This window comes from Mycolicibacterium brumae, assembly GCF_025215495.1.
In the GTDB taxonomy this organism is placed as follows: domain Bacteria; phylum Actinomycetota; class Actinomycetes; order Mycobacteriales; family Mycobacteriaceae; genus Mycobacterium; species Mycobacterium brumae.
The window spans coordinates 1,003,952-1,022,312 of the sequence record NZ_CP104302.1 but is presented as its reverse complement, the minus strand read 5'-3'; the positions used below and the strand labels follow the sequence as shown (position 1 = coordinate 1,022,312).

Annotated in this window: 13 protein-coding genes and 2 rRNA genes; 8 read left to right on the top strand and 7 right to left on the bottom strand. The window is 66.8% G+C overall.

The window, feature by feature from the left end:
- Nucleotides 1-7 precede the first annotated feature (7 nt).
- The 3 genes from L2Z93_RS05165 (at nucleotide 8) to glgB (ending at nucleotide 5,834) form a co-directional block, all read left to right on the top strand.
- A complete protein-coding gene (locus tag L2Z93_RS05165) occupies nucleotides 8-1,450 on the top strand; it encodes a neutral zinc metallopeptidase (RefSeq protein ID WP_090585571.1) in 1,443 nt (480 codons plus the stop codon).
- Between the two features lie 103 nt (nucleotides 1,451-1,553).
- Nucleotides 1,554-3,629 (top strand): alpha-1,4-glucan--maltose-1-phosphate maltosyltransferase, encoded by a 2,076-nt coding sequence (locus tag L2Z93_RS05160; RefSeq protein ID WP_090585574.1) that lies wholly within the window; start codon nucleotides 1,554-1,556, stop codon nucleotides 3,627-3,629.
- Between the two features lie 12 nt (nucleotides 3,630-3,641).
- On the top strand, nucleotides 3,642-5,834 hold the full coding sequence (glgB, locus tag L2Z93_RS05155; RefSeq protein ID WP_090585577.1) for a 1,4-alpha-glucan branching protein GlgB: 2,193 nt from the start codon (nucleotides 3,642-3,644) through the stop codon (nucleotides 5,832-5,834).
- A gap of 253 nt (nucleotides 5,835-6,087) precedes the next feature.
- Here the strand turns inward: glgB and L2Z93_RS05150 are convergent, their stop codons facing one another.
- Genes L2Z93_RS05150 through L2Z93_RS05140 form a run of 3 tightly spaced genes read right to left on the bottom strand, consistent with a single transcriptional unit; the run spans nucleotide 6,088 to nucleotide 8,919 of the window.
- A complete protein-coding gene (locus L2Z93_RS05150) occupies nucleotides 6,088-6,969 on the bottom strand; it encodes a tetratricopeptide repeat protein (protein ID WP_193438917.1) in 882 nt (293 codons plus the stop codon).
- A 43-nt stretch (nucleotides 6,970-7,012) separates the two neighbouring features.
- On the bottom strand, nucleotides 7,013-7,726 hold the full coding sequence (locus L2Z93_RS05145) for a VOC family protein (protein WP_090585579.1): 714 nt from the start codon (nucleotides 7,724-7,726) through the stop codon (nucleotides 7,013-7,015).
- Nucleotides 7,727-7,740: 14 nt separating this feature from the next.
- Nucleotides 7,741-8,919: an acetyl-CoA C-acetyltransferase gene (locus L2Z93_RS05140; protein ID WP_090585581.1), complete on the bottom strand. Its 1,179-nt coding sequence runs from the start codon at nucleotides 8,917-8,919 to the stop codon at nucleotides 7,741-7,743.
- Between the two features lie 92 nt (nucleotides 8,920-9,011).
- Here L2Z93_RS05140 and mce point away from each other — a divergent pair, with 92 nt between their 5' ends.
- Nucleotides 9,012-9,473 (top strand): methylmalonyl-CoA epimerase, encoded by a 462-nt coding sequence (gene mce / locus L2Z93_RS05135; protein WP_090585583.1) that lies wholly within the window; start codon nucleotides 9,012-9,014, stop codon nucleotides 9,471-9,473.
- Here the strand turns inward: mce and L2Z93_RS05130 are convergent.
- Together L2Z93_RS05130 and nucS are read right to left on the bottom strand one after the other, a co-directional pair.
- Nucleotides 9,470-9,769, bottom strand: a complete 300-nt coding sequence (locus L2Z93_RS05130) for an Rv1322 family protein (protein WP_090585585.1) — start codon at nucleotides 9,767-9,769, stop codon at nucleotides 9,470-9,472. The two genes, mce and L2Z93_RS05130, sit on opposite strands and share 4 nt — an antisense overlap.
- 12 nt (nucleotides 9,770-9,781) lie before the next feature.
- Nucleotides 9,782-10,453 (bottom strand): endonuclease NucS, encoded by a 672-nt coding sequence (gene nucS, locus L2Z93_RS05125; RefSeq protein WP_090585587.1) that lies wholly within the window; start codon nucleotides 10,451-10,453, stop codon nucleotides 9,782-9,784.
- Nucleotides 10,454-10,525: 72 nt separating this feature from the next.
- Here nucS and L2Z93_RS05120 point away from each other — a divergent pair, with 72 nt between their 5' ends.
- The 4 genes from L2Z93_RS05120 (at nucleotide 10,526) to L2Z93_RS05105 (ending at nucleotide 14,672) form a co-directional block, all read left to right on the top strand.
- Entirely contained in the window at nucleotides 10,526-12,130 is a 1,605-nt protein-coding gene (locus L2Z93_RS05120) for an adenylate/guanylate cyclase domain-containing protein (protein ID WP_090585589.1), read from the top strand.
- Nucleotides 12,131-12,250: 120 nt separating this feature from the next.
- Nucleotides 12,251-13,717: an AlkA N-terminal domain-containing protein gene (locus L2Z93_RS05115; protein WP_090585592.1), complete on the top strand. Its 1,467-nt coding sequence runs from the start codon at nucleotides 12,251-12,253 to the stop codon at nucleotides 13,715-13,717.
- Nucleotides 13,663-14,208 carry a methylated-DNA--[protein]-cysteine S-methyltransferase gene (locus L2Z93_RS05110; protein ID WP_090585594.1) on the top strand — a complete coding sequence of 182 codons (546 nt, stop codon included), beginning with the start codon at nucleotides 13,663-13,665 and terminating at the stop codon, nucleotides 14,206-14,208. Before L2Z93_RS05115 ends, L2Z93_RS05110 begins: the two co-directional genes overlap by 55 nt.
- Before the next feature lie 86 nt (nucleotides 14,209-14,294).
- Complete coding sequence (locus L2Z93_RS05105; RefSeq protein ID WP_128111776.1) at nucleotides 14,295-14,672, top strand: hypothetical protein; 378 nt, start codon at nucleotides 14,295-14,297, stop codon at nucleotides 14,670-14,672.
- Between the two features lie 107 nt (nucleotides 14,673-14,779).
- On the opposite strand, the gene rrf is transcribed toward L2Z93_RS05105, so the two are convergent.
- Both rrf and L2Z93_RS05095 read right to left on the bottom strand, forming a co-directional pair.
- Nucleotides 14,780-14,892, bottom strand: a 5S ribosomal RNA gene (rrf, locus tag L2Z93_RS05100).
- Nucleotides 14,893-15,124: 232 nt separating this feature from the next.
- Nucleotides 15,125-18,243, bottom strand: a 23S ribosomal RNA gene (locus tag L2Z93_RS05095).
- Nucleotides 18,244-18,361: the final 118 nt, after the last annotated feature.

The window sequence follows — 18,361 nt, the reverse complement described above, 5'->3', positions numbered from 1 at the left end:
GCGTCCCATGCGCTCACCACGGCTGCGCGCCGTCCTGGCACTGGCCGGGATCGCCGTCGTGGTCTCCGGCTGCGCGCACCGCGTCGACGGTGAGCCGGTGTCGGTCTTCTCCGACCCGTTCCAGGTCGCCGGGATGCCTGCCGAAGACGGACCCAGCGGCCTGCGCCCGGACGCGACCCCGCCGACGCGAACCGTGGTGAACACCGACGGCGGCGAGTCCGATCACCTCGGCGCCCAGGCGGTCAGCGATATCGAGCAGTACTGGGAGTACGCCTTCCCGGAGACCTTCGCCGGCGAATTCACCCCCGTCGACCAGGCGGTCTCCTGGGACGCCGACGACTACGACGCGCAGTTCTGCGGGTTCTCCACCTACGGGCTGGTCAACGCCGGGTTCTGCCGGCCGGAGAAGACCATCGGCTGGGACCGTGGGGTGTTGCTGCCGGCGCTGCGCCGGTCCCACGGCGATATGGCGATCACCATGGTGCTGGCCCACGAATACGGGCATTCGGTTCAATTGCAGGGCGGGCTCGCCCAGCCCAAGACGCCGACGCTGGTCGCCGAGCAGCAGGCGGACTGCCTGGCCGGCGCGTACATCCGGTGGGTCGCCGAGGGCAATTCCGCCCGGTTCACGGTGTCCACCGGCGACGGGCTCAACGACCTGCTGGCCACCCTGCTGTCGATCCGCGACCCGGTGATGACCGAGTTGGACGTGATGGTCCAGGGCCCCGGCAACGAGCACGGTTCGGCGTTCGAGCGGATCTCGGCGTTCGAGTTCGGCTTCACCGATGGCCCGTCGGCGTGCGTGGTGATCGACGCCGAGGAGATCGAGCAGCGCCGGGGCGACCTGCCCCAGGAGCTGCGGATGGACCAGACCGGCGAGTTGGAGATCACCGAGCAGTCGGTGCGCACCATGTTCGACGCGCTCAACGCCCTGTACACCCCCGAGCAGCCGCCGACGCTGAGCTTCGCTCCCGCCGGACAGACCTGCGCCGACGCCCGGCCCAGCCCCCCGGTGTCCTACTGTCCGGCCGCCGACACGATCACCGTCGACCTGCCCGCGCTGGTGGCGCTGGGCACTCCCACCGATGACGACGACGCCGCGACCATGGTCGGCGACAACAGCGCGTACTCGGTGCTGTTCTCCCGGTACGCGCTGGCGATCCAGCACCGCCGGGAGCTGGATCTGGACTCGGCGGAGGCCGCGTTGCGCACCGGCTGCATGACCGGGGTGAGCATCGCCAAACTGGCCGAAGGCGTCGACGTTGACGACAGCCGGGTCAAGCTCGCCGCGGGCGACCTCGACGAAGCGGTGTCCGGGCTGCTGACCAACGGGCTGGTGGCCAGCGATGTCAACGGCGACACCGTGCCGGCCGGTTTCTCCCGCGTTTCGGCGTTCCGGACCGGTGTGCTGGGCGGCGATCTGGACCAGTGCGTGAACCGGTACCGCTGACTCCGCTCAACCTTGCGCCTACTGCGCCGTAGCGCACTACGGTGGAACCCGCAGGGCGTGGTGTGTCTCCCGCGCAAGCCAACACGAGAACGGAGCCCAGCGGTTGCCCGGTCGGATCGAGATTGACGACGTAGAACCTGCGGTTTCCGGCGGTGAGTATCCGGCCAAAGCGGTGGTCGGCGAGGTGGTTCCGGTGCAAGCCGCGGTGTGGCGGGAGGGCCACGAGGCCGTCGCCGCCACCCTGGTGGTCCGCTACCACGGCAAGGCCTACCCACGGCTGGTGCCCACTCCCCCCGGATTGACGGTGCCCAAGCCGGCCGCGCCGGCCGAACGCGCGAAGGTCAAACGGCTGAGCGTGCCGATGTCGGCCGCCAAGACCAACCCCGACCTGTTCTTCGGGCAGTTCGTGCCCGATGAGGTCGGCATGTGGACATTCCGGGTCGACGGCTGGGGCGATCCGATCGCCAGCTGGCGCAAAGGATTGCTGGCCAAGCTCGAGGCGGGCCAGGGCGAGTCCGAACTCGACAACGACCTGCTGGTCGGCGCCGCGCTGCTGGAGCGGGCCGCCACCGCCGTGCCGCGCGCGCAACGCAGCCCGCTGCTGACCGCGGCGACCGCGCTGCGCACCCCGGGCGACCCGTACACCCGAGCCGGCCTGGCGCTGTCCGACCAGATCGCCGGGCTGCTGGCGCAGCACCCGCTGCGCGAACTGGTCACCCGCGGCAAGCAGTACGGGGTGTGGGTGGATCGGCCGGCCGCGGAGTTCGCCTCCTGGTACGAGCTGTTCCCGCGCTCCACCGGAGGCCGCGACGAGAACGGCGAGCCGGTGCACGGCACCTTCGTCACCGCGTCCGCCGCACTGGACCGAGTGGCCCGGATGGGCTTCGACGTCGTCTACCTGCCGCCGATCCACCCGATCGGCAAGGTGCACCGCAAGGGCCGCAACAACTCGGTGACCTGCGAGCCCGGGGACGTCGGGTCACCGTGGGCGATCGGCAGCGACGAGGGCGGGCACGACGCCGTCCACCCCGACCTGGGCACCATGGAGGATTTCGACGGCTTCGTCGCCACCGCGAACGAGTTGGGCATGGAGATCGCGCTGGATCTCGCGCTGCAGTGCGCCCCGGACCACCCGTGGGCCAAGGAACACCGGCAGTGGTTCACCGAGCTGCCCGACGGCACCATCGCGTACGCGGAGAACCCGCCGAAGAAGTACCAGGACATCTACCCGCTGAACTTCGACAACGACCCGGCCGGGTTGTACGGCGAGGTGCTGCGGGTGGTGCTGCACTGGGTTTCCCACGGCGTCAAGATCTTCCGGGTCGACAACCCGCACACCAAGCCGCCGAACTTCTGGTGCTGGCTGATCGGCGAGGTCAAGAACGTCGACCCCGACGTGCTGTTCTTGGCCGAGGCGTTCACCCGGCCGGCCCGGCTCTACGGCCTGGCCCGGTTGGGTTTCACCCAGTCCTACAGTTACTTCACCTGGCGGGTGGCCAAGTGGGAGATCGAGCAGTTCGGCAAGGAGATCGTCGAGCACGCCCACGAGGCCCGGTTGAACCTGTTCGTCAACACCCCGGACATCCTGCACGCCAGCCTGCAGAACGGCGGCCCGGGCATGTTCGCGATCCGCGCGGTGCTGGCCAGCACGCTGAGCCCGCTGTGGGGGGTGTACTCCGGCTACGAGCTCTACGAGTTCCAGCCGGTCAAGGCAGGTTCCGAGGAGTATCTGGACTCGGAGAAGTACGAGCTCCGGCCGCGTGACTTCGAGGCCGCCCGGGACCGCGGGCAGTCGCTGGAGCCGTTCATCGTCCGGCTCAACGAGCTGCGCAGGCTGCACCCGGCGCTGCGGCAGATGCGCAATATCACCTTCCACCAGGTGGACAACGACGCGCTGCTGGCCTACAGCAAGTTCGACCCGCTCAGCGGCGACTGCGTGCTGGTGGTGGTGACGCTGAACGCCTTCGGCCCGGAGTCGGGCACGCTGACCCTGGACATGGCGGCGCTCGGGCAGCCCGAGCACGCCAGATTCTGGGTGCGTGACGAGGTCACCGGCGAGGAATACCAGTGGGGCGCAAATAATTTCGTCCGGATCGAGCCGTCCCGCGCGGTGGCCCACATCGTGAATATGCCGCTGGTGCCGGCCAATTCGCGACCCACCCTGCTGCGCCGCGACTGACAGGAGCCCACGATGCCCAAAACCTCCCCGAACCTGGCCCCCGACGGCGGCGAGCTGGCGCGATTGGTCGCCGGCGCGCACCACGATCCGCATTCGATCCTGGGCGCCCATGAATACCGCGACCACACCGTGATCCGGGTGCTGCGCCCCAACGCCCGCTCGGTGGTGGCGTTGGTGGGTGACAAGCGGCACCCGCTGGATCACATCGATTCCGGGTTGTGGGCGGTCGCGCTGCCGTTCACCAATCTGGTCGATTACCGGCTGGAGATCAGCTACCCCACCGCCGACGGCGAGCACGTGTTCACCATCGCCGACGGTTATCGCTTCCTGCCCACCCTGGGCGAGGTGGATCTGCACCTGTTCTCCGAGGGCCGCCACGAGCGGCTGTGGGAAGTCCTCGGCGCGCACCGGCGCAGCTTCGAGACCCCCGACGGCGTCGTCGAAGGCGTGTCGTTCGCGGTGTGGGCGCCCAACGCCAAGGGCGTCGGCGTGGTCGGCGAGTTCAACAGCTGGGGTAACGAAGCGCCGATGCGGGTGCTGGGTTCTACCGGGGTGTGGGAGCTGTTCTGGCCCGGCTTCCCCGAGGGCGGCGTCTACAAGTTCCGGGTGCACGGCGCCGACGGCTCCGTGGTCGATCGGGCCGACCCGGTCGCGTTCGCCACCGAGGTGCCGCCGGCCACCGGGTCCCGGGTGTTCACCAGCGAGTACCGCTGGGACGACGACACTTGGATGACCGAGCGCGCCGAGCGCAATCCGGTGTTCGAGCCGATGAGCACCTACGAGGTGCACCTGGGTTCCTGGCGGCCAGGCCTGTCGTATCGGCAGTTGGCCGACGAGCTGACCGAATATGTTGTGGCCCAGGGCTTCACGCACGTCGAGATGCTGCCGGTGTCGGAGCATCCGTTCGGCGGGTCCTGGGGGTACCAGGTCACCTCCTACTACGCGCCGACCTCACGCTTCGGCAACCCGGACGATTTCCGGCACCTGGTGGACACCCTGCATCAGGCCGGCATCGGCGTCATCATGGACTGGGTCCCGGCGCACTTCCCGAAGGACGCGTGGGCGCTGGGCCGGTTCGACGGCACCGCGCTGTATGAGCACGCCGACCCGCGCCGCGGTGAGCAACTCGACTGGGGCACCTACGTTTTCGACTTCGGCCGGCCCGAGGTGCGCAACTTCCTGGTGGCCAACGCACTGTACTGGCTGCAGGAGTACCACATCGACGGACTGCGGGTGGACGCCGTGGCCTCCATGCTGTATCTGGATTACTCGCGCCCGGCCGACGGCTGGACGCCGAACATCCACGGCGGCCGGGAGAACCTGGAGGCGGTGCAGTTCCTGCAGGAGATGAACGCCACGGTGCACAAGACGACGCCCGGAATCGTCACCGTCGCAGAGGAATCCACCTCGTGGCCGGGAGTCACCCGGCCCACCAATCTCGGTGGTCTCGGCTTCTCGATGAAGTGGAACATGGGCTGGATGAACGACACCCTGCGCTACTTCGCCCGGGACCCGATCTACCGCAACTTCCACCACCACGAGATGACCTTCTCGCTGCTCTACGCGTTCAGCGAGAACTTCGTGCTGCCGATCAGCCACGACGAGGTGGTGCATGGCAAGGGCACGCTGTGGGAGCGGATGCCCGGCAACGACCACGTCAAGGCGGCCGGGGTGCGCAGCCTGCTGGCCTACCAGTGGGCGCATCCGGGCAAGCAGTTGCTGTTCATGGGCCAGGACTTCGGTCAGCGCGCCGAATGGTCCGAGGAGCGCGGCCTGGACTGGTTCCAGCTCGGCGAGCACAGCTTCTCCGGCGGGATTCAGCGGTTCGTCCGGGACCTCAACGGCATCTACCGTGATCACCCGGCGCTGTGGACTCAGGACAGTCGGCCCGAGGGCTACTCGTGGATCGACGCCAACGACTCGGCCAGCAATGTGCTGAGCTTCCTGCGCTTCGGCGACGACGGCTCGATGATGGCGTGCGTGTTCAACTTCTCCGGGGCTGAGCACTCGCACTACCGGGTGGGGTTGCCGAAGGCGGGCCGCTGGCGCGAGGTGCTCAACTCCGACGCGACGGTCTACAACGGCGCCGGGGCGGGCAATCTCGGCGGCGTCGACGCCACCGAGGAGCCCTGGCACGGCCGTCCGGCATCCGCGGCGCTGGTGCTGCCGCCCACCTCAGCGGTCTGGTTGACCCCGGAGGAGTAGGCGGCGGTTTTGGAGGTAGAGGCTGGTCAGGATGGGATCGGCCAACGGCCCCACGTCACCGACGTGCGCGATGAAGGTGGCGCCGACCGGCGCCCCGGTGAAATCAGACCCGCCCGGGACCAGCGAAAATGGCCGCCACAAGGGTCGCTTAACGGGGGCGCGCAACGCGCCCGGCCCGCCGCACCACCGGGGCCCGGTCAAGTGAAAACCTGTTGCCCGTGGTGGGATTCGGGATCACCACCCCCACCGGCGGTCAGTACAGCGCGCTGGCCAGGTCCCGGCGGCCCTTGATCACGTCGGGATCGCTCGGGTCGAACAGCTCGAAGAGCTCCAGCAACCGGGTGCGGATCTTGGCGCGCTCGTCGCCGGCGGTGCGCTTGATCAGCCCGGTCAACCGGGCGAACGCCCCGGCGACGTCCTGGCCGAGCAACTGCACGTCCGCGGCGGCCAGCGCGGCGTCGATATCGTCGGGGCTGGCGTCGGCGACCTCGATCACCGACGGGTCGGCGACCGAGGCGCGGGCCAGCCAATCGATCTGCCGGATCGCGCCCTTGGCCTCGGTGTGCGACGGGTCGGCGTCCAGGATGGCCTGGTAGGAGGCGCGGGCGGTGACGAAGTCCCCGGAATCCAGTTGGTCGCGGGCGGCGGCCAGCGCGGGATCGACCTGCTCGGCCTCGGCAGTCTCGCCGGCGCCACCGGCGAGCTTGCCGGCAGTGGCCTCCAGCAGCGAGTCGATCCACTTGCGCAGTTGATCGGCGGGCTGGCGGCCCTGGAAACTGCCCAGCGGACGGCCGGCGGCCAGCGCCACCACGGTCGGCACGCCCTCCACGCCGAACACCTGCGCCAACTGCGGGCTGGCGTCCACGTTGACCAGCGCCAGCGACCACTTGCCCTGGTCGGCGGCGGCCAACTGGGCCAGAGTGTCGGCCACCTCGACGCAGATGTCGCTGCGCGGGGACCACAGCAGCACGACGACGGGCACCTGGTTGGAGCGGCCGAGCACCTCGGTCTCAAAGTTGGCCTCGGTGACCTGCACGGCCGCGGGCGCCGAACCCTCGCCGGCCGGGGCGGCAGGCGCGGTGGCGCGCTGTTTGAGGGCGGACAGGTCAACAGCGCCGGCCATCGACGCGGCCATCGCGGGGCGGGGAGGACGGGGTTGAGTCACGTGATCAAGTCTGTCATGACCGCCCCGCGCTCGGCTGCCCCGGCTGCCCCGGCTGCTGCCTATGCTCGATCAGCAGCGTCGGTGTGCCCAGCGCCGGCTCCCGCACCGTCGCGACCCGGGTGCCGGGTTTGCGCCCGGCGCGGACCTCGCTGACATCCATCCCGGCGTCGCACAGCATCCGGCGGGCCCGGTCGATGTCGTCGGCGCGCCAGGCGATCCCCCACCATTCCAGCGCTGACGACGGTTTGCTCGAATCGACCACCGCCTCGACGACGGTGTCGCCGCAGCGGAAGAACAACTGGGTGATCCGCTCATCGAGGGCCCGCACCAGCCGGAAGTCCAATCCCAGGCAACCGCCGAACAGCGCGATCGCATCCCGCTCGTCGGGCGCGGACACCACGACGTGGTCGATCCGCCGCACGGCGCCGCCGGAGGTTGGCCGCAGCGCCTCGGCCGGGCAGACGCCCAGCACCGGATGGTCGACCAGTCGCAGCGTGCCGCCGTCGGCCGCCGCCGTGGGCAGGCCGCGGCGGGCGAGCAGCCGAGCCGCGCCGTCGACGTCGGGCGTCGCGAACAACACGCCCGACGGGCCGTCGGTCAGCGCAAGGCAATCGGCGCCCACCGACCAGCGCCCGTCGGCGCCGGAGCCCAGCAGCGCGGTGTACGCGGCGGTGTCGCCAGCGCCGACCTGCAGCCGGATGCCCGCGCCGCCCACCAGGTTCGGCACGCGGTCGGCCGGTCTCAGCGTCGCAGGATCAGCGCGTCGCCCTGGCCGCCGGCGCCGCACAGCGCCGCCACCGCGTATGAGCCGCCGCGGCGCTTGAGCTCCAGTGCGGCGTGCAGGGCGATCCGGGCGCCGGACATGCCGATGGGGTGACCGATCGCGATGGCGCCGCCGTTGACGTTGACCTTCTCCGGGTCCACGCCGAGTTCCCGGGTGGAGGCCAGGGACACCGCGGCGAACGCCTCGTTGATTTCCAGCACGTCCAGGTCGCCGACGCTGATGCCCTCGCGCTCGACGGCGCGCCGGATGGCGTTGGCGGGCTGGCTCTGCAGCGTCGAGTCGGGTCCCGCGACGTTGCCGTGCGCGCCGATCTCACAGAGCCATTCCAGTCCGAGTTCCTCGGCCTTGGCCTTGCTCATCACCACCACGGCGCAGGCGCCGTCGGAGATCTGCGACGCCGAGCCGGCGGTGATGGTGCCGTCCTTGCGGAACGCCGGGCGCAGTCGTCCCAGCGATTCGACAGTGGTGTCGGCGCGCACACCCTCGTCCTCGGCGAAGACGATGGGATCGCCCTTGCGCTGCGGAATCTCCACCGGGACCACCTCGTCATCGAACACGCCGTCCTTCCAGGCCACCGCGGCGCGCCGGTGCGACTCGGCGGCGAAGGCGTCCTGCTCGGCGCGGGTGAACTCGTCGACGTCATTGCGCTGCTCGGTGAGCGCGCCCATCGGCTGGTCGGTGAACACGTCGTGCAGGCCGTCGTAGGCCAGGTGGTCGCGGACCACGACATCGCCGTACTTGTATCCGGCGCGGCTGTCCATCAGCAGGTGCGGGGCCTTGGTCATGGACTCCTGGCCGCCGGCGACGACGACGTCGAACTCCCCGGCCCGGATCAGCTGGTCGGCCAGCGCGATGGCGTCGATACCTGACAGGCACATCTTGTTGATCGACAGCGCCGGAACGTCCCAGCCCAATCCGGCGCCGATGGCGGCCTGACGGGCCGGCATCTGGCCGGCGCCGGCGGTCAGCACCTGGCCCATGATCACGTACTGCACGGCGGACGGCTGCACACCGGACTTCTCCAGCGCGGCCTTGATGGCGATGGCGCCCAGGTCGGTGCCGGAGAAATCCTTCAGCGAACCGGACAGCTTGCCGACCGGGGTGCGGGCTCCGGCAACGATCACCGACGTCGTCATTGACTCTCCTCTGGGTTGTGCCGCGGCCGGCCGGAGCTTCCCGGCGCCGGTCCCGCGACGCGTCTTCCAACACCTCAGGTTACCGTTGTGCCATGACCACCGAGCAGGCCGATACCACCGTCGATCTACCCCGCGACCTGGTGATCGCGATCGATCACGCCGGCATCGCCGTGCCCGACCTGGAGGCGGCCAAGAAGTGGTACGTCGAGAACCTTGATTTCGAGGTGCTGCACGAAGAGGTCAACGCCGAACAGGGCGTGGTCGAAGCGATGCTCGGAGTGCGCGGCGCCGCGGCGGGAACCACCCAGATCCAGTTGCTGGCCCCGCTCGACGAGAACTCGACCATCGCGAAGTTCATCGGGCGCAACGGTCCGGGCCTGCAGCAATTGTGCGTGCGCACCACCGACGTGGCGGCGCTGTGCGACCGGTTGCGGGCCAACGGCGTGCGGTTGCTCTACGACACCCCCAAGCGCGGCACCGCCGGCGCGCAGATCAACTTCATCCATCCCAAGGACGCCGGCGGGGTGTTGATGGAGTTGACCCAACCCGCCTAGCTCCAGCGGCGCGTCGGGCTCCGGGTGGCCCGGTTCTGCCAGCACGGGGTGTGCCAGTGCCGCCGGTCCTCGACGCCGGCGTCTCCCCCGTCGCTCGGCCACACCACCACATGCGCGACGCCAGGGCGGATCTCGTGGTCGCAGCCCGGGCAGCGGTAGGTCTTCACCGCCCCGGATCCAGCGACGACCCGCACCTGGTAATCCCGGCCGTCGGCGCCGATCTCGGTCCGCGGCGATGACCGCGGTCCGGGCCGGCGGGCAGTGCCCCCCGCGCGTCGCCGCGCCCGCCGCGGCATCAGCGCCGCCGCTCAGAACAACCGGTACTCATCGCTGTCCATCCCGCGCATCCGGTCGTAGTCCAGCGTGACGCAGCGGATCCCGCGGTCGGCGGCCAGAGTGCGGGCCTGCGGCTTGATCTGCTGGGCGGCGAAGATCCCGCTGACCGGAGCCAGCAGCGAATCCCGGTTGAGCAGATCCAGGTAGCGGGTGAGCTGTTCGACACCGTCGATCTCACCGCGACGCTTGATCTCCACCGCCACCGAGCGGCCCTGCTCGTCGCGACAGAGCAGGTCGACCGGACCGATCGCGGTCATGTGCTCGCGGCGGACCAGCGAGAAACCCGTGCCGAGCAGCTCCACGTGTTCGGCCAGCAGTTCCTGCAGGTGCGCTTCGACACCGTCCTTGACCAGGCCCGGGTCGACGCCGAGTTCGTGCTGCGAGTCGTGTTCGATGTCTTCGACGGTGATCCGCAGTTGCTCGCCGGCCTTGTTCTGCACCACCCACACCGGGTGGTCGCCGGACTCATCCTCAATCAGCCAGCACGGCGGCGTCATCCAGTTCAGCGGCTTGTAGGCTCGGTCGTCGGCGTGCACGCTGACCGAGCCGTCGGCCTTGACCAGAAGCAGCCGGCGCGCGGACGGCAGGTGGGCGGTCAGCCGCCCGACGTAATCGACGGTGCACTGGGCGATGACAAGACGCACCGCACGAGCTTAAAGGTCGCCGCGCCCGGATCGAGCGGCGCCGTCGCAGCGGCGGGCTAGGCTACTTCCACGATGGCGGACAGAGACACGTTGGCCCAGCGGCTGGATCGGACCATGCAGCGGGCCACCGGGCAGAAGCGGGGGATCGCCGGGAGCCCCGAGTACGGCTCCTGGCTGCTCGGCACTCCGGGCGAGGCCCCGCGAAAGCGTCGCGTGCGCATTCAACTGCTGATGACCGGCGCGCTGGTGGCCGCGAATCTAATCGGCATCATCGTCGCGATCGTGCTGGTGGTGGTGGCGGTGCCCGAGCCGTCGGTGTTCAGCCCGGATGTGTGGTGGGTCTCAATCATCGTCGCCCCGGCCTACATCTTGCTGGCACTGGTCACCGGCGTCGCCTGGTTGACCGGCCGCACCGTCAAGGCGCTGCGCTGGGCGACCGAGCACCGCGCTCCCACCCGGGAGGACCAGCGCCGGACCTTGGCCACCCCGGCGCGGGTGTCACTGATGAATCTGGTGCTGTGGTTGGTCGGTGACGGCCTGCTGACCCTGCTCTACGGGCTGCACGACCCAAGTTTCATCCCGAAGATCGCCCTGGTGGTTTTTTTCTGCGGTGTCGTGGTGAGCGCGGCCTGTTACCTGTTCACCGAGTTCGCGCTGCGCCCAATAGCCGCGTTGGCGTTGGACGCCGGACGGCCGCCGGGCCGGCTGAGCTCCGGTATCACCGGCCGGATCATGTCCACCTGGATGTTCACCACCGGTATTCCGGTCGCCGGAATCATGTTCGCCGCGCTGTTCACCATCATCTTGCACAACTTGTCCGCCACCCAGTTGTCGGTGACGGTGTTGTTCATCGCCGGTTTTGCGATGGTGTTCGGCTCGGGGCTGATGTGGGTGGCGGCATGGATGACCTCCAACCCGGTGCGCACCGTGCGCCAGGCGATGGGCCGCGTCGAGCAAGGCGACCTGTCGCCCACCCTGCAGGTGTTCGATGGCACCGAGCTCGGCGAACTGCAGCGTGGGTTCAACTCCATGGTCGCCGGGTTGCGGGAACGCGAGCGGATCCGCGACCTGTTCGGCAGACACGTCGGCCGCGAGGTCGCCGCAGCCGCCGAGTCCAAGGATCTGGAGCTCGGCGGCGAGGAGCGATTCGCCGCGACCATGTTCGTCGACATCATCGGGTCCACTTCGCTGGCCATCAGCCGCCCGGCCACCGAGGTCGTCGATCTGCTGAATCGCTTCTTCGCGGTCATCGTCGAAGAGGTCGACGCTCAGCATGGCTTCATCAACAAGTTCGAGGGCGACGGTTGCCTGGCGGTCTTCGGCACGCCGAACCACGTGCCATGCCCACAGGATTCCGCGTTGGCGGCGGCTCGGTCCATCCAGCAGCGGCTGCGCGAGGAGCTCGCCGAGGTCGACGCGGGAATCGGCGTCTCCGCCGGCCGGGTGGTCGCCGGCAACGTCGGGGCACATGAGCGCTTCGAATACACCGTGATCGGCGACGCGGTCAACACCGCCGCGCGCTTGTGCGAGCTGTCCAAATCCGTTTCGGGGCGCCTGCTCGCCACCGCTGAAACGGTGCGCGGCGCCAGCCCCGAAGAGCAGCAGTTCTGGGAAAACGGCCAGGAGATCGTGTTGCGCGGCCGGGACCAGCCCACCCGGCTGGCCATGCCCATCTGATCGGCCGTCGCGTGCTCGGGCATGTGGGCCCCAAAGCCTGTCGCGGGGCGCCAACCCTTGGTGACCGCCATGTCGGATTTCCGCTAGTTAACACGCCTTGATTCGTGCCAGAGTGGAAGCGTGCACGATGATTTCACGCGCTGCTACCGCGCCGTCCAATCCCGGGACGCGCGGTTCGACGGGTGGTTCGTCATCGCCGTCTCCAGCACCGGAATCTACTGCCGGCCGAGTTGCCCGGCCCGCACCCCGCTGCCTGCCAACGTCAGCTTCCACCCCACCGCGGCGGCCGCCCAGCGCGCCGGATACCGGGCCTGCAAACGCTGCCGCCCGGACGCCTCGCCCGGATCGCCGGAGTGGGATGTCCGCACCGATGTCGCCGCCCGCGCGATGCGCCTGATTGCCGACGGCGTCGTCGACCGCGATGGGGTCACCGGGCTGGCCGCGCGCCTCGGATACACGGTGCGACAGGTCGAACGGGTGCTGGGCGCCGAGCTGGGCGCCGGCCCGCTGGCATTGGCGCGAGCTCAGCGCGCGCAGACCGCGCGGACGCTGATCGAGAGCACCGACCTGCCACTGAGCGACGTCGCCTTCGCCGCGGGCTTCTCCAGCATCCGCCAGTTCAACGACACCATCAGGGCAGTATTCGACTGTCCGCCAACGCAACTGCGTCATCGCCGTGGTGGACGACGCGGGCTCCGGGCACCCGAGGCGGGCGCCGTGGTGTTGCGGCTGCCGGTGCGCAAGCCATTCAGCCACGACGGCGCCTTCGCACATCTCGCCGCGACGGCGGCGCCCGGCTGCGAGGAGGTTCGCGACGGCGCGTTTCGCCGTTCGTTTCGATTGCCACACGGCGTCGGGTTCGTCGGGCTCACACCCCATGACGACCATGTGCGGGCCGTGCTGCACCTGGAGGACTTCCGCGATCTGCCAGTGGCCACCGCACGCTGTCGCCGGCTGCTCGACCTCGACGCCGACCCGACGGCGATGTCGGAGGTGTTGAGCGCGGACCCGGCACTGCGCCCGCTGATCACCCGCGCCCCGGGCCGGCGTATCCCGCGGACCGTCGACGAGCATGAGCTGGCGACCCGGGTCGTACTGGGACAGCAGGTTAGCACGGCCGCCGCGCGCACCCTGACGGCGCGGCTGGTCACCGAGTACGGCCGACCCGTCAGCGATCCGGCCGGCGGACTGACTCACCTGTTCCCGACCGCCGGCGACCTCCGCGACGCGACCGTGCCGGGCATCCCCGGCGCGCGGCGCGACGCGCTACAGGCGCTGAACCGGGCGCTCGACGATGGAGATCTGGTCCTGGACCCGGGCGCGGACCTCCCCCGGGCCCGAGCCGCGTTGTCCGCGCTGCCCGGCATCGGCGGCTGGTCAACCGAGGTGATCGCCATGCGCGGGCTCGGCGACCCGGACGCCTTCCCGGCCGCCGATGCCGGAGTACGGACCGCCGGCGAACTCCTCGGCGTGCCGATAGCCGAGCACAGCGTCCGCTGGAGACCCTGGCGCTCCTACGCCACCCAATACCTATGGTCCGTCCTGGACCATCCGATCAACCACTGGCCACCGAAGGAGACCACGTGACCGAGTACCGCACCATCGACAGTCCGATCGGCCCACTGACCCTCGCCGGAGACAACGGGGTCCTCGCTCACCTGCGAATGGTCGAGCAGACCTATGAGCCCGACCGTGCGGGCTGGGTCCGCAACGACAACGCCTTCCCCGACGCCGTCGCGCAACTCGACGAGTACTTCTCCGGCCGCCGACGGGAGTTCGACATTCCCCTCGAACTGGCCGGAACCGCGTTCCAGCGTCGGGTCTGGGCGGCGCTGCGCACCATCCCGTACGGCGAAACCCGGTCCTACGGCGAGATCGCGGAACAGATCGGCTCGCCGAACGCGTCCCGCGCCGTCGGCCTGGCCAACGGGCACAACCCGGTGTCGGTCATCGTGCCGTGCCATCGGGTGATCGGCGCCAATGGCAGCCTCACCGGCTACGGCGGGGGGCTCGAGCGCAAGAAAGCGCTGCTCGCACTCGAACGCGAAGCCGACGAGCCTGCGCTTTTCGACGCGTGAACCACCACGCGGCCATCATCACGGCGTTAGTCTCGACCTGTCCGACGGGCTGACCGGGCGGTGAACTGAGGACTGAAGGGGACGTGGTGAGGCTTCTGCGTATCGCGGCGACGACGGTGGCGCTCTGCGGCGCCGGCATCGGATTGGCCGGGCCGGCGAGCGCGGATCTGGATCCCGGCGACTACACCATGACCATGACCATGAGCAATCGACCGTTCTTCTGGCCGGGCACAACCTATGGCTGGCACACCGTTGATTGCGGCCCGCAGTGCCGAACCGTGTTCACCAGCCAGTTCCCCGACGATCCGTGGAACCTCACCATGCAGCGGAACATGTGGACCGACATTCATCTCGAATCCGTCTGGTACGGGCCTTTCACGGTCACGGTCGACCCCAATACCCTGGCCGGCCGGGTGACGTACCACAACGGCGGCTGGTACAACTTCCAACTCACGCGAAACTGAAAGCGCCGGCGGCGCAGAAAGGAATAGGCCCCCGAATTACTCGGGGGCCTATTCCTTGTCATATCAGAATTACAAAACCCCCGAATTGCTTCGGGGGTTTTGTGTGTGTTCGGCGGTGTCCTACTTTTCCACCCGTGTGGGCAGTATCATCGGCGCTGGTAGGCTTAGCTTCCGGGTTCGGGATGGGTCCGGGCGTTTCCCTGCCGCTGTGGCCGCCGTAACTCTATTCATTTGTCCGGTGTGGTGGTGTGCGGGATATGGGTGGGTGGCGCTGTTGCTGCCGGCCCAGGTGTTCCCGTGTCACTCACCGTGTGCCGGTGTGTGGTGTTTTTGGTGGGGGGTGTGGCGCCCACTCCCTGGTGAGGGGGTGGGTTTATGGATTGTGTGGTTGCGCGTGCGTGTTTTTGTGCGTCATATTGTTGGCTTACTGTTTCCCATACGAGTGTGTGGGGTGTTGTAAGTTTTCGGCCGGTTAGTACCAGTTCCCTGAACCTATTGCTAGGCGTGCAGGTCTGGCCTATCGATCCCGTGGTCTGCGGGGGGCCTTATCCCTCCTAGAGGGTGAGAAGCCTGGTCTTGGAAGAGGTTTCCCGCTTAGATGCTTTCAGCGGTTATCCTGTCCGAACGTGGCCATCCAGCGGTGCCCCTGGTGGGACAACTGGTATACCAGAGGTTCGTCCGTCCCGGTCCTCTCGTACTAGGGACAGATTTCCTCAAGCTTCTGACGCGCGCGGCGGATAGAGACCGAACTGTCTCACGACGTTCTAAACCCAGCTCGCGTGCCGCTTTAATGGGCGAACAGCCCAACCCTTGGGACCTGCTCCAGCCCCAGGATGCGACGAGCCGACATCGAGGTGCCAAACCATCCCGTCGATATGGACTCTTGGGGAAGATCAGCCTGTTATCCCCGGGGTACCTTTTATCCGTTGAGCGACACCCCTTCCACTCAGAGGTGCCGGATCACTAGTCCCGACTTTCGTCCCTGCTCGACTTGTAAGTCTCGCAGTCAAGCTCCCTTGTGCACTTACACTCAACACCTGATTGCCATCCAGGTTGAGGGAACCTTTGGGCGCCTCCGTTACATTTTAGGAGGCAACCGCCCCAGTTAAACTACCCACCAGGCACTGTCCCTGGACCGGATATACGGTCCGAAGTTAGAGGTCCAATACGATCAGAGTGGTATTTCAACAATGACTCCACCCACACTGGCGTGCGGGTTTCACAGTCTCCCACCTATCCTACACAAACCGTACCGAACATCAATACCAAGTTGTAGTGAAGGTCCCGGGGTCTTTTCGTCCTGCCGCGCGTAACGAGCATCTTTACTCGTAGTGCAATTTCGCCGAGTCTATGGTTGAGACAGTTGAGAAGTCGTTACGCCATTCGTGCAGGTCGGAACTTACCCGACAAGGAATTTCGCTACCTTAGGATGGTTATAGTTACCACCGCCGTTTACTGGGGCTTAAATTCTCAGCTTCGCAAACCGAAGTTTGCTAACCGGTCCTCTTAACCTTCCAGCACCGGGCAGGCGTCAGTCCGTATACATCGTCTTGCGACTTCGCACGGACCTGTGTTTTTAGTAAACAGTCGCTTCTCACTGGTTTGTGCCACCGGATCCCGCTGCCGGCCGCGAAGGCCTTGACGGTATTCCGGTCCCCCTTCTCCCGAAGTTACGGGGGTATTTTGCCGAGTTCCTTAACCATAGTTCACTCGTACGCCTTAGTATTCTCTACCTGACCACCTGTGTTGGTTTGGGGTACGGGCCGTGTGCGGACTCGCTAGAGGCTTTTCTTGGCAGCATAGGATCACCGAATTCGCCTCAATCGGCTATGCGTCACCTCTCACACAAATGAACGACGGATTTGCCTATCGTTCGTGCTACAGGCTTGCCCCAGTATTACCACTGACTGGTACGGCTACCTTCCTGCGTCACCCCATCGCTTGACTACTACCCGCCCGGGTCCCGCGCAGCCAGCGACCCTCTTATCCCCGAAGGGAAAGTTAGGCCACTCTTTGGGCGGTTAGCAGAACGGATTCATCAGGGACGCTCACACACGGGTACGGGAATATCAACCCGTTGTCCATCGACTACGCCTGTCGGCCTCGCCTTAGGTCCCGACTCACCCTGGGAGGACTGGCCTGGCCCAGGAACCCTTGGTCTTTCGGCGGGCAAGGTTCTCACTTGCCTATTCGCTACTCATGCCTGCATTCTCACTCCCACACCCTCCACAACTCGTTCACACGGCTGCTTCACCGGATGCAGGACGCTCCCCTACCCAATACCTTGCGGTATTGCCGCGGCTTCGGCGGTGTGCTTGAGCCCCGCTACATTATCGGCGCACAATCACTTGACCAGTGAGCTATTACGCACTCTTTCAAGGGTGGCTGCTTCTAAGCCAACCTCCTGGTTGTCTTCGCGACTGCACATCCTTTTCCACTTAGCACACACTTAGGGGCCTTAGCCGGCGATCTGGGCTGTTTCCCTCTCGACGCACGGAGCTTATCCCCCGCCGTCTCACTGCCACACTTACACGTACCGGCATTCGGAGTTTGGCTGACGTCAGTAACCTAGTAGGGCCCATCGGCCATCCAGTAGCTCTACCTCCAGCACGCAACATGTGACGCTGCACCTAAATGCATTTCGGGGAGAACCAGCTATCACGGAGTTTGATTGGCCTTTCACCCCTACCCACAACTCATCCCCTCAGTCTTCAACCTAAGTGGGTTCGGGCCTCCACGCGGTCTTACCCGCGCTTCACCCTGGCCATGGGTAGATCACTCCGCTTCGGGTCCAGAACACGCCACTACACCACAAACGTGGATACGCCCTATTCAGACTCGCTTTCGCTACGGCTACCCCACCCGGGTTAACCTCGCGACATGTCCCTGACTCGCAGGCTCATTCTTCAAAAGGCACGCCATCACCCCACGTTAAAAACGAAGGCTCTGACGGATTGTAAGCGCACGGTTTCAGGTACTATTTCACTCCCCTCCCGGGGTACTTTTCACCATTCCCTCACGGTACTAATCCGCTATCGGTCACTGGGTAGTATTCAGGCTTACCGGGTGGTCCCGGCAGATTCACAGCAGATTCCACGGGCCCGCTGCTACTCGGGAACAATCCACAGGAGTCATCATGTTTTCGTCTACCGGGCTCTCACCGTCTACGGCAGGCCATCCCAAGCCACTTCGACTAACACAACGATTTCTCACTCCTGCTCCAGCCGGCGGGCTGAAGAAGAAAAGTCCCACAACACCACGCACACAACCCCCGCCGGGTATCACATGCACACGGTTTAGCCATCCTCCGCTTTCGCTCGCCACTACTCACGGAATCACAATTGTTTTCTCTTCCTACGGGTACTGAGATGTTTCACTTCCCCGCGTTACCTCCCCAACACCTATACATTCAGTGCAGGGTGACACGACATCACTCGCGCCGGGTTTCCCCATTCGGACATCCTCGGATCACAGCACGGTTGACAGCTCCCCGAGGCATATCGCAGCCTCCCACGTCCTTCATCGGCTCCCAGTGCCAAGGCATCCACCATGCGCCCTTAAACACTTACAACACAAAAAACCAAAAAATGAGAAAAAATCACACTACAACAAACCACACCACCAACCCCAGACAACCCAAAGGGAAAACCCCTTGAGCCAACCCAAGGCCGGCACACGTGCGGCTTGAT

Bases quoted from the DNA above. Each gene is read 5' to 3' on its own strand.
- L2Z93_RS05165 (WP_090585571.1), top strand. From the start codon at position 8: ATGCGCTCACCACGGCTGCGCGCCGTCCTGGCACTGGCCGGGATCGCC.
- glgB (WP_090585577.1), top strand. From the start codon at position 3,642: ATGCCCAAAACCTCCCCGAACCTGGCCCCCGACGGCGGCGAGCTGGCG.
- L2Z93_RS05150 (WP_193438917.1), bottom strand. From the start codon at position 6,969: ATGGCCGCGTCGATGGCCGGCGCTGTTGACCTGTCCGCCCTCAAACAG.
- L2Z93_RS05140 (WP_090585581.1), bottom strand. From the start codon at position 8,919: ATGACGACGTCGGTGATCGTTGCCGGAGCCCGCACCCCGGTCGGCAAG.
- mce (WP_090585583.1), top strand. From the start codon at position 9,012: ATGACCACCGAGCAGGCCGATACCACCGTCGATCTACCCCGCGACCTG.
- L2Z93_RS05130 (WP_090585585.1), bottom strand. From the start codon at position 9,769: ATGCCGCGGCGGGCGCGGCGACGCGCGGGGGGCACTGCCCGCCGGCCC.
- L2Z93_RS05120 (WP_090585589.1), top strand. From the start codon at position 10,526: ATGGCGGACAGAGACACGTTGGCCCAGCGGCTGGATCGGACCATGCAG.
- L2Z93_RS05110 (WP_090585594.1), top strand. From the start codon at position 13,663: ATGGTCCGTCCTGGACCATCCGATCAACCACTGGCCACCGAAGGAGAC.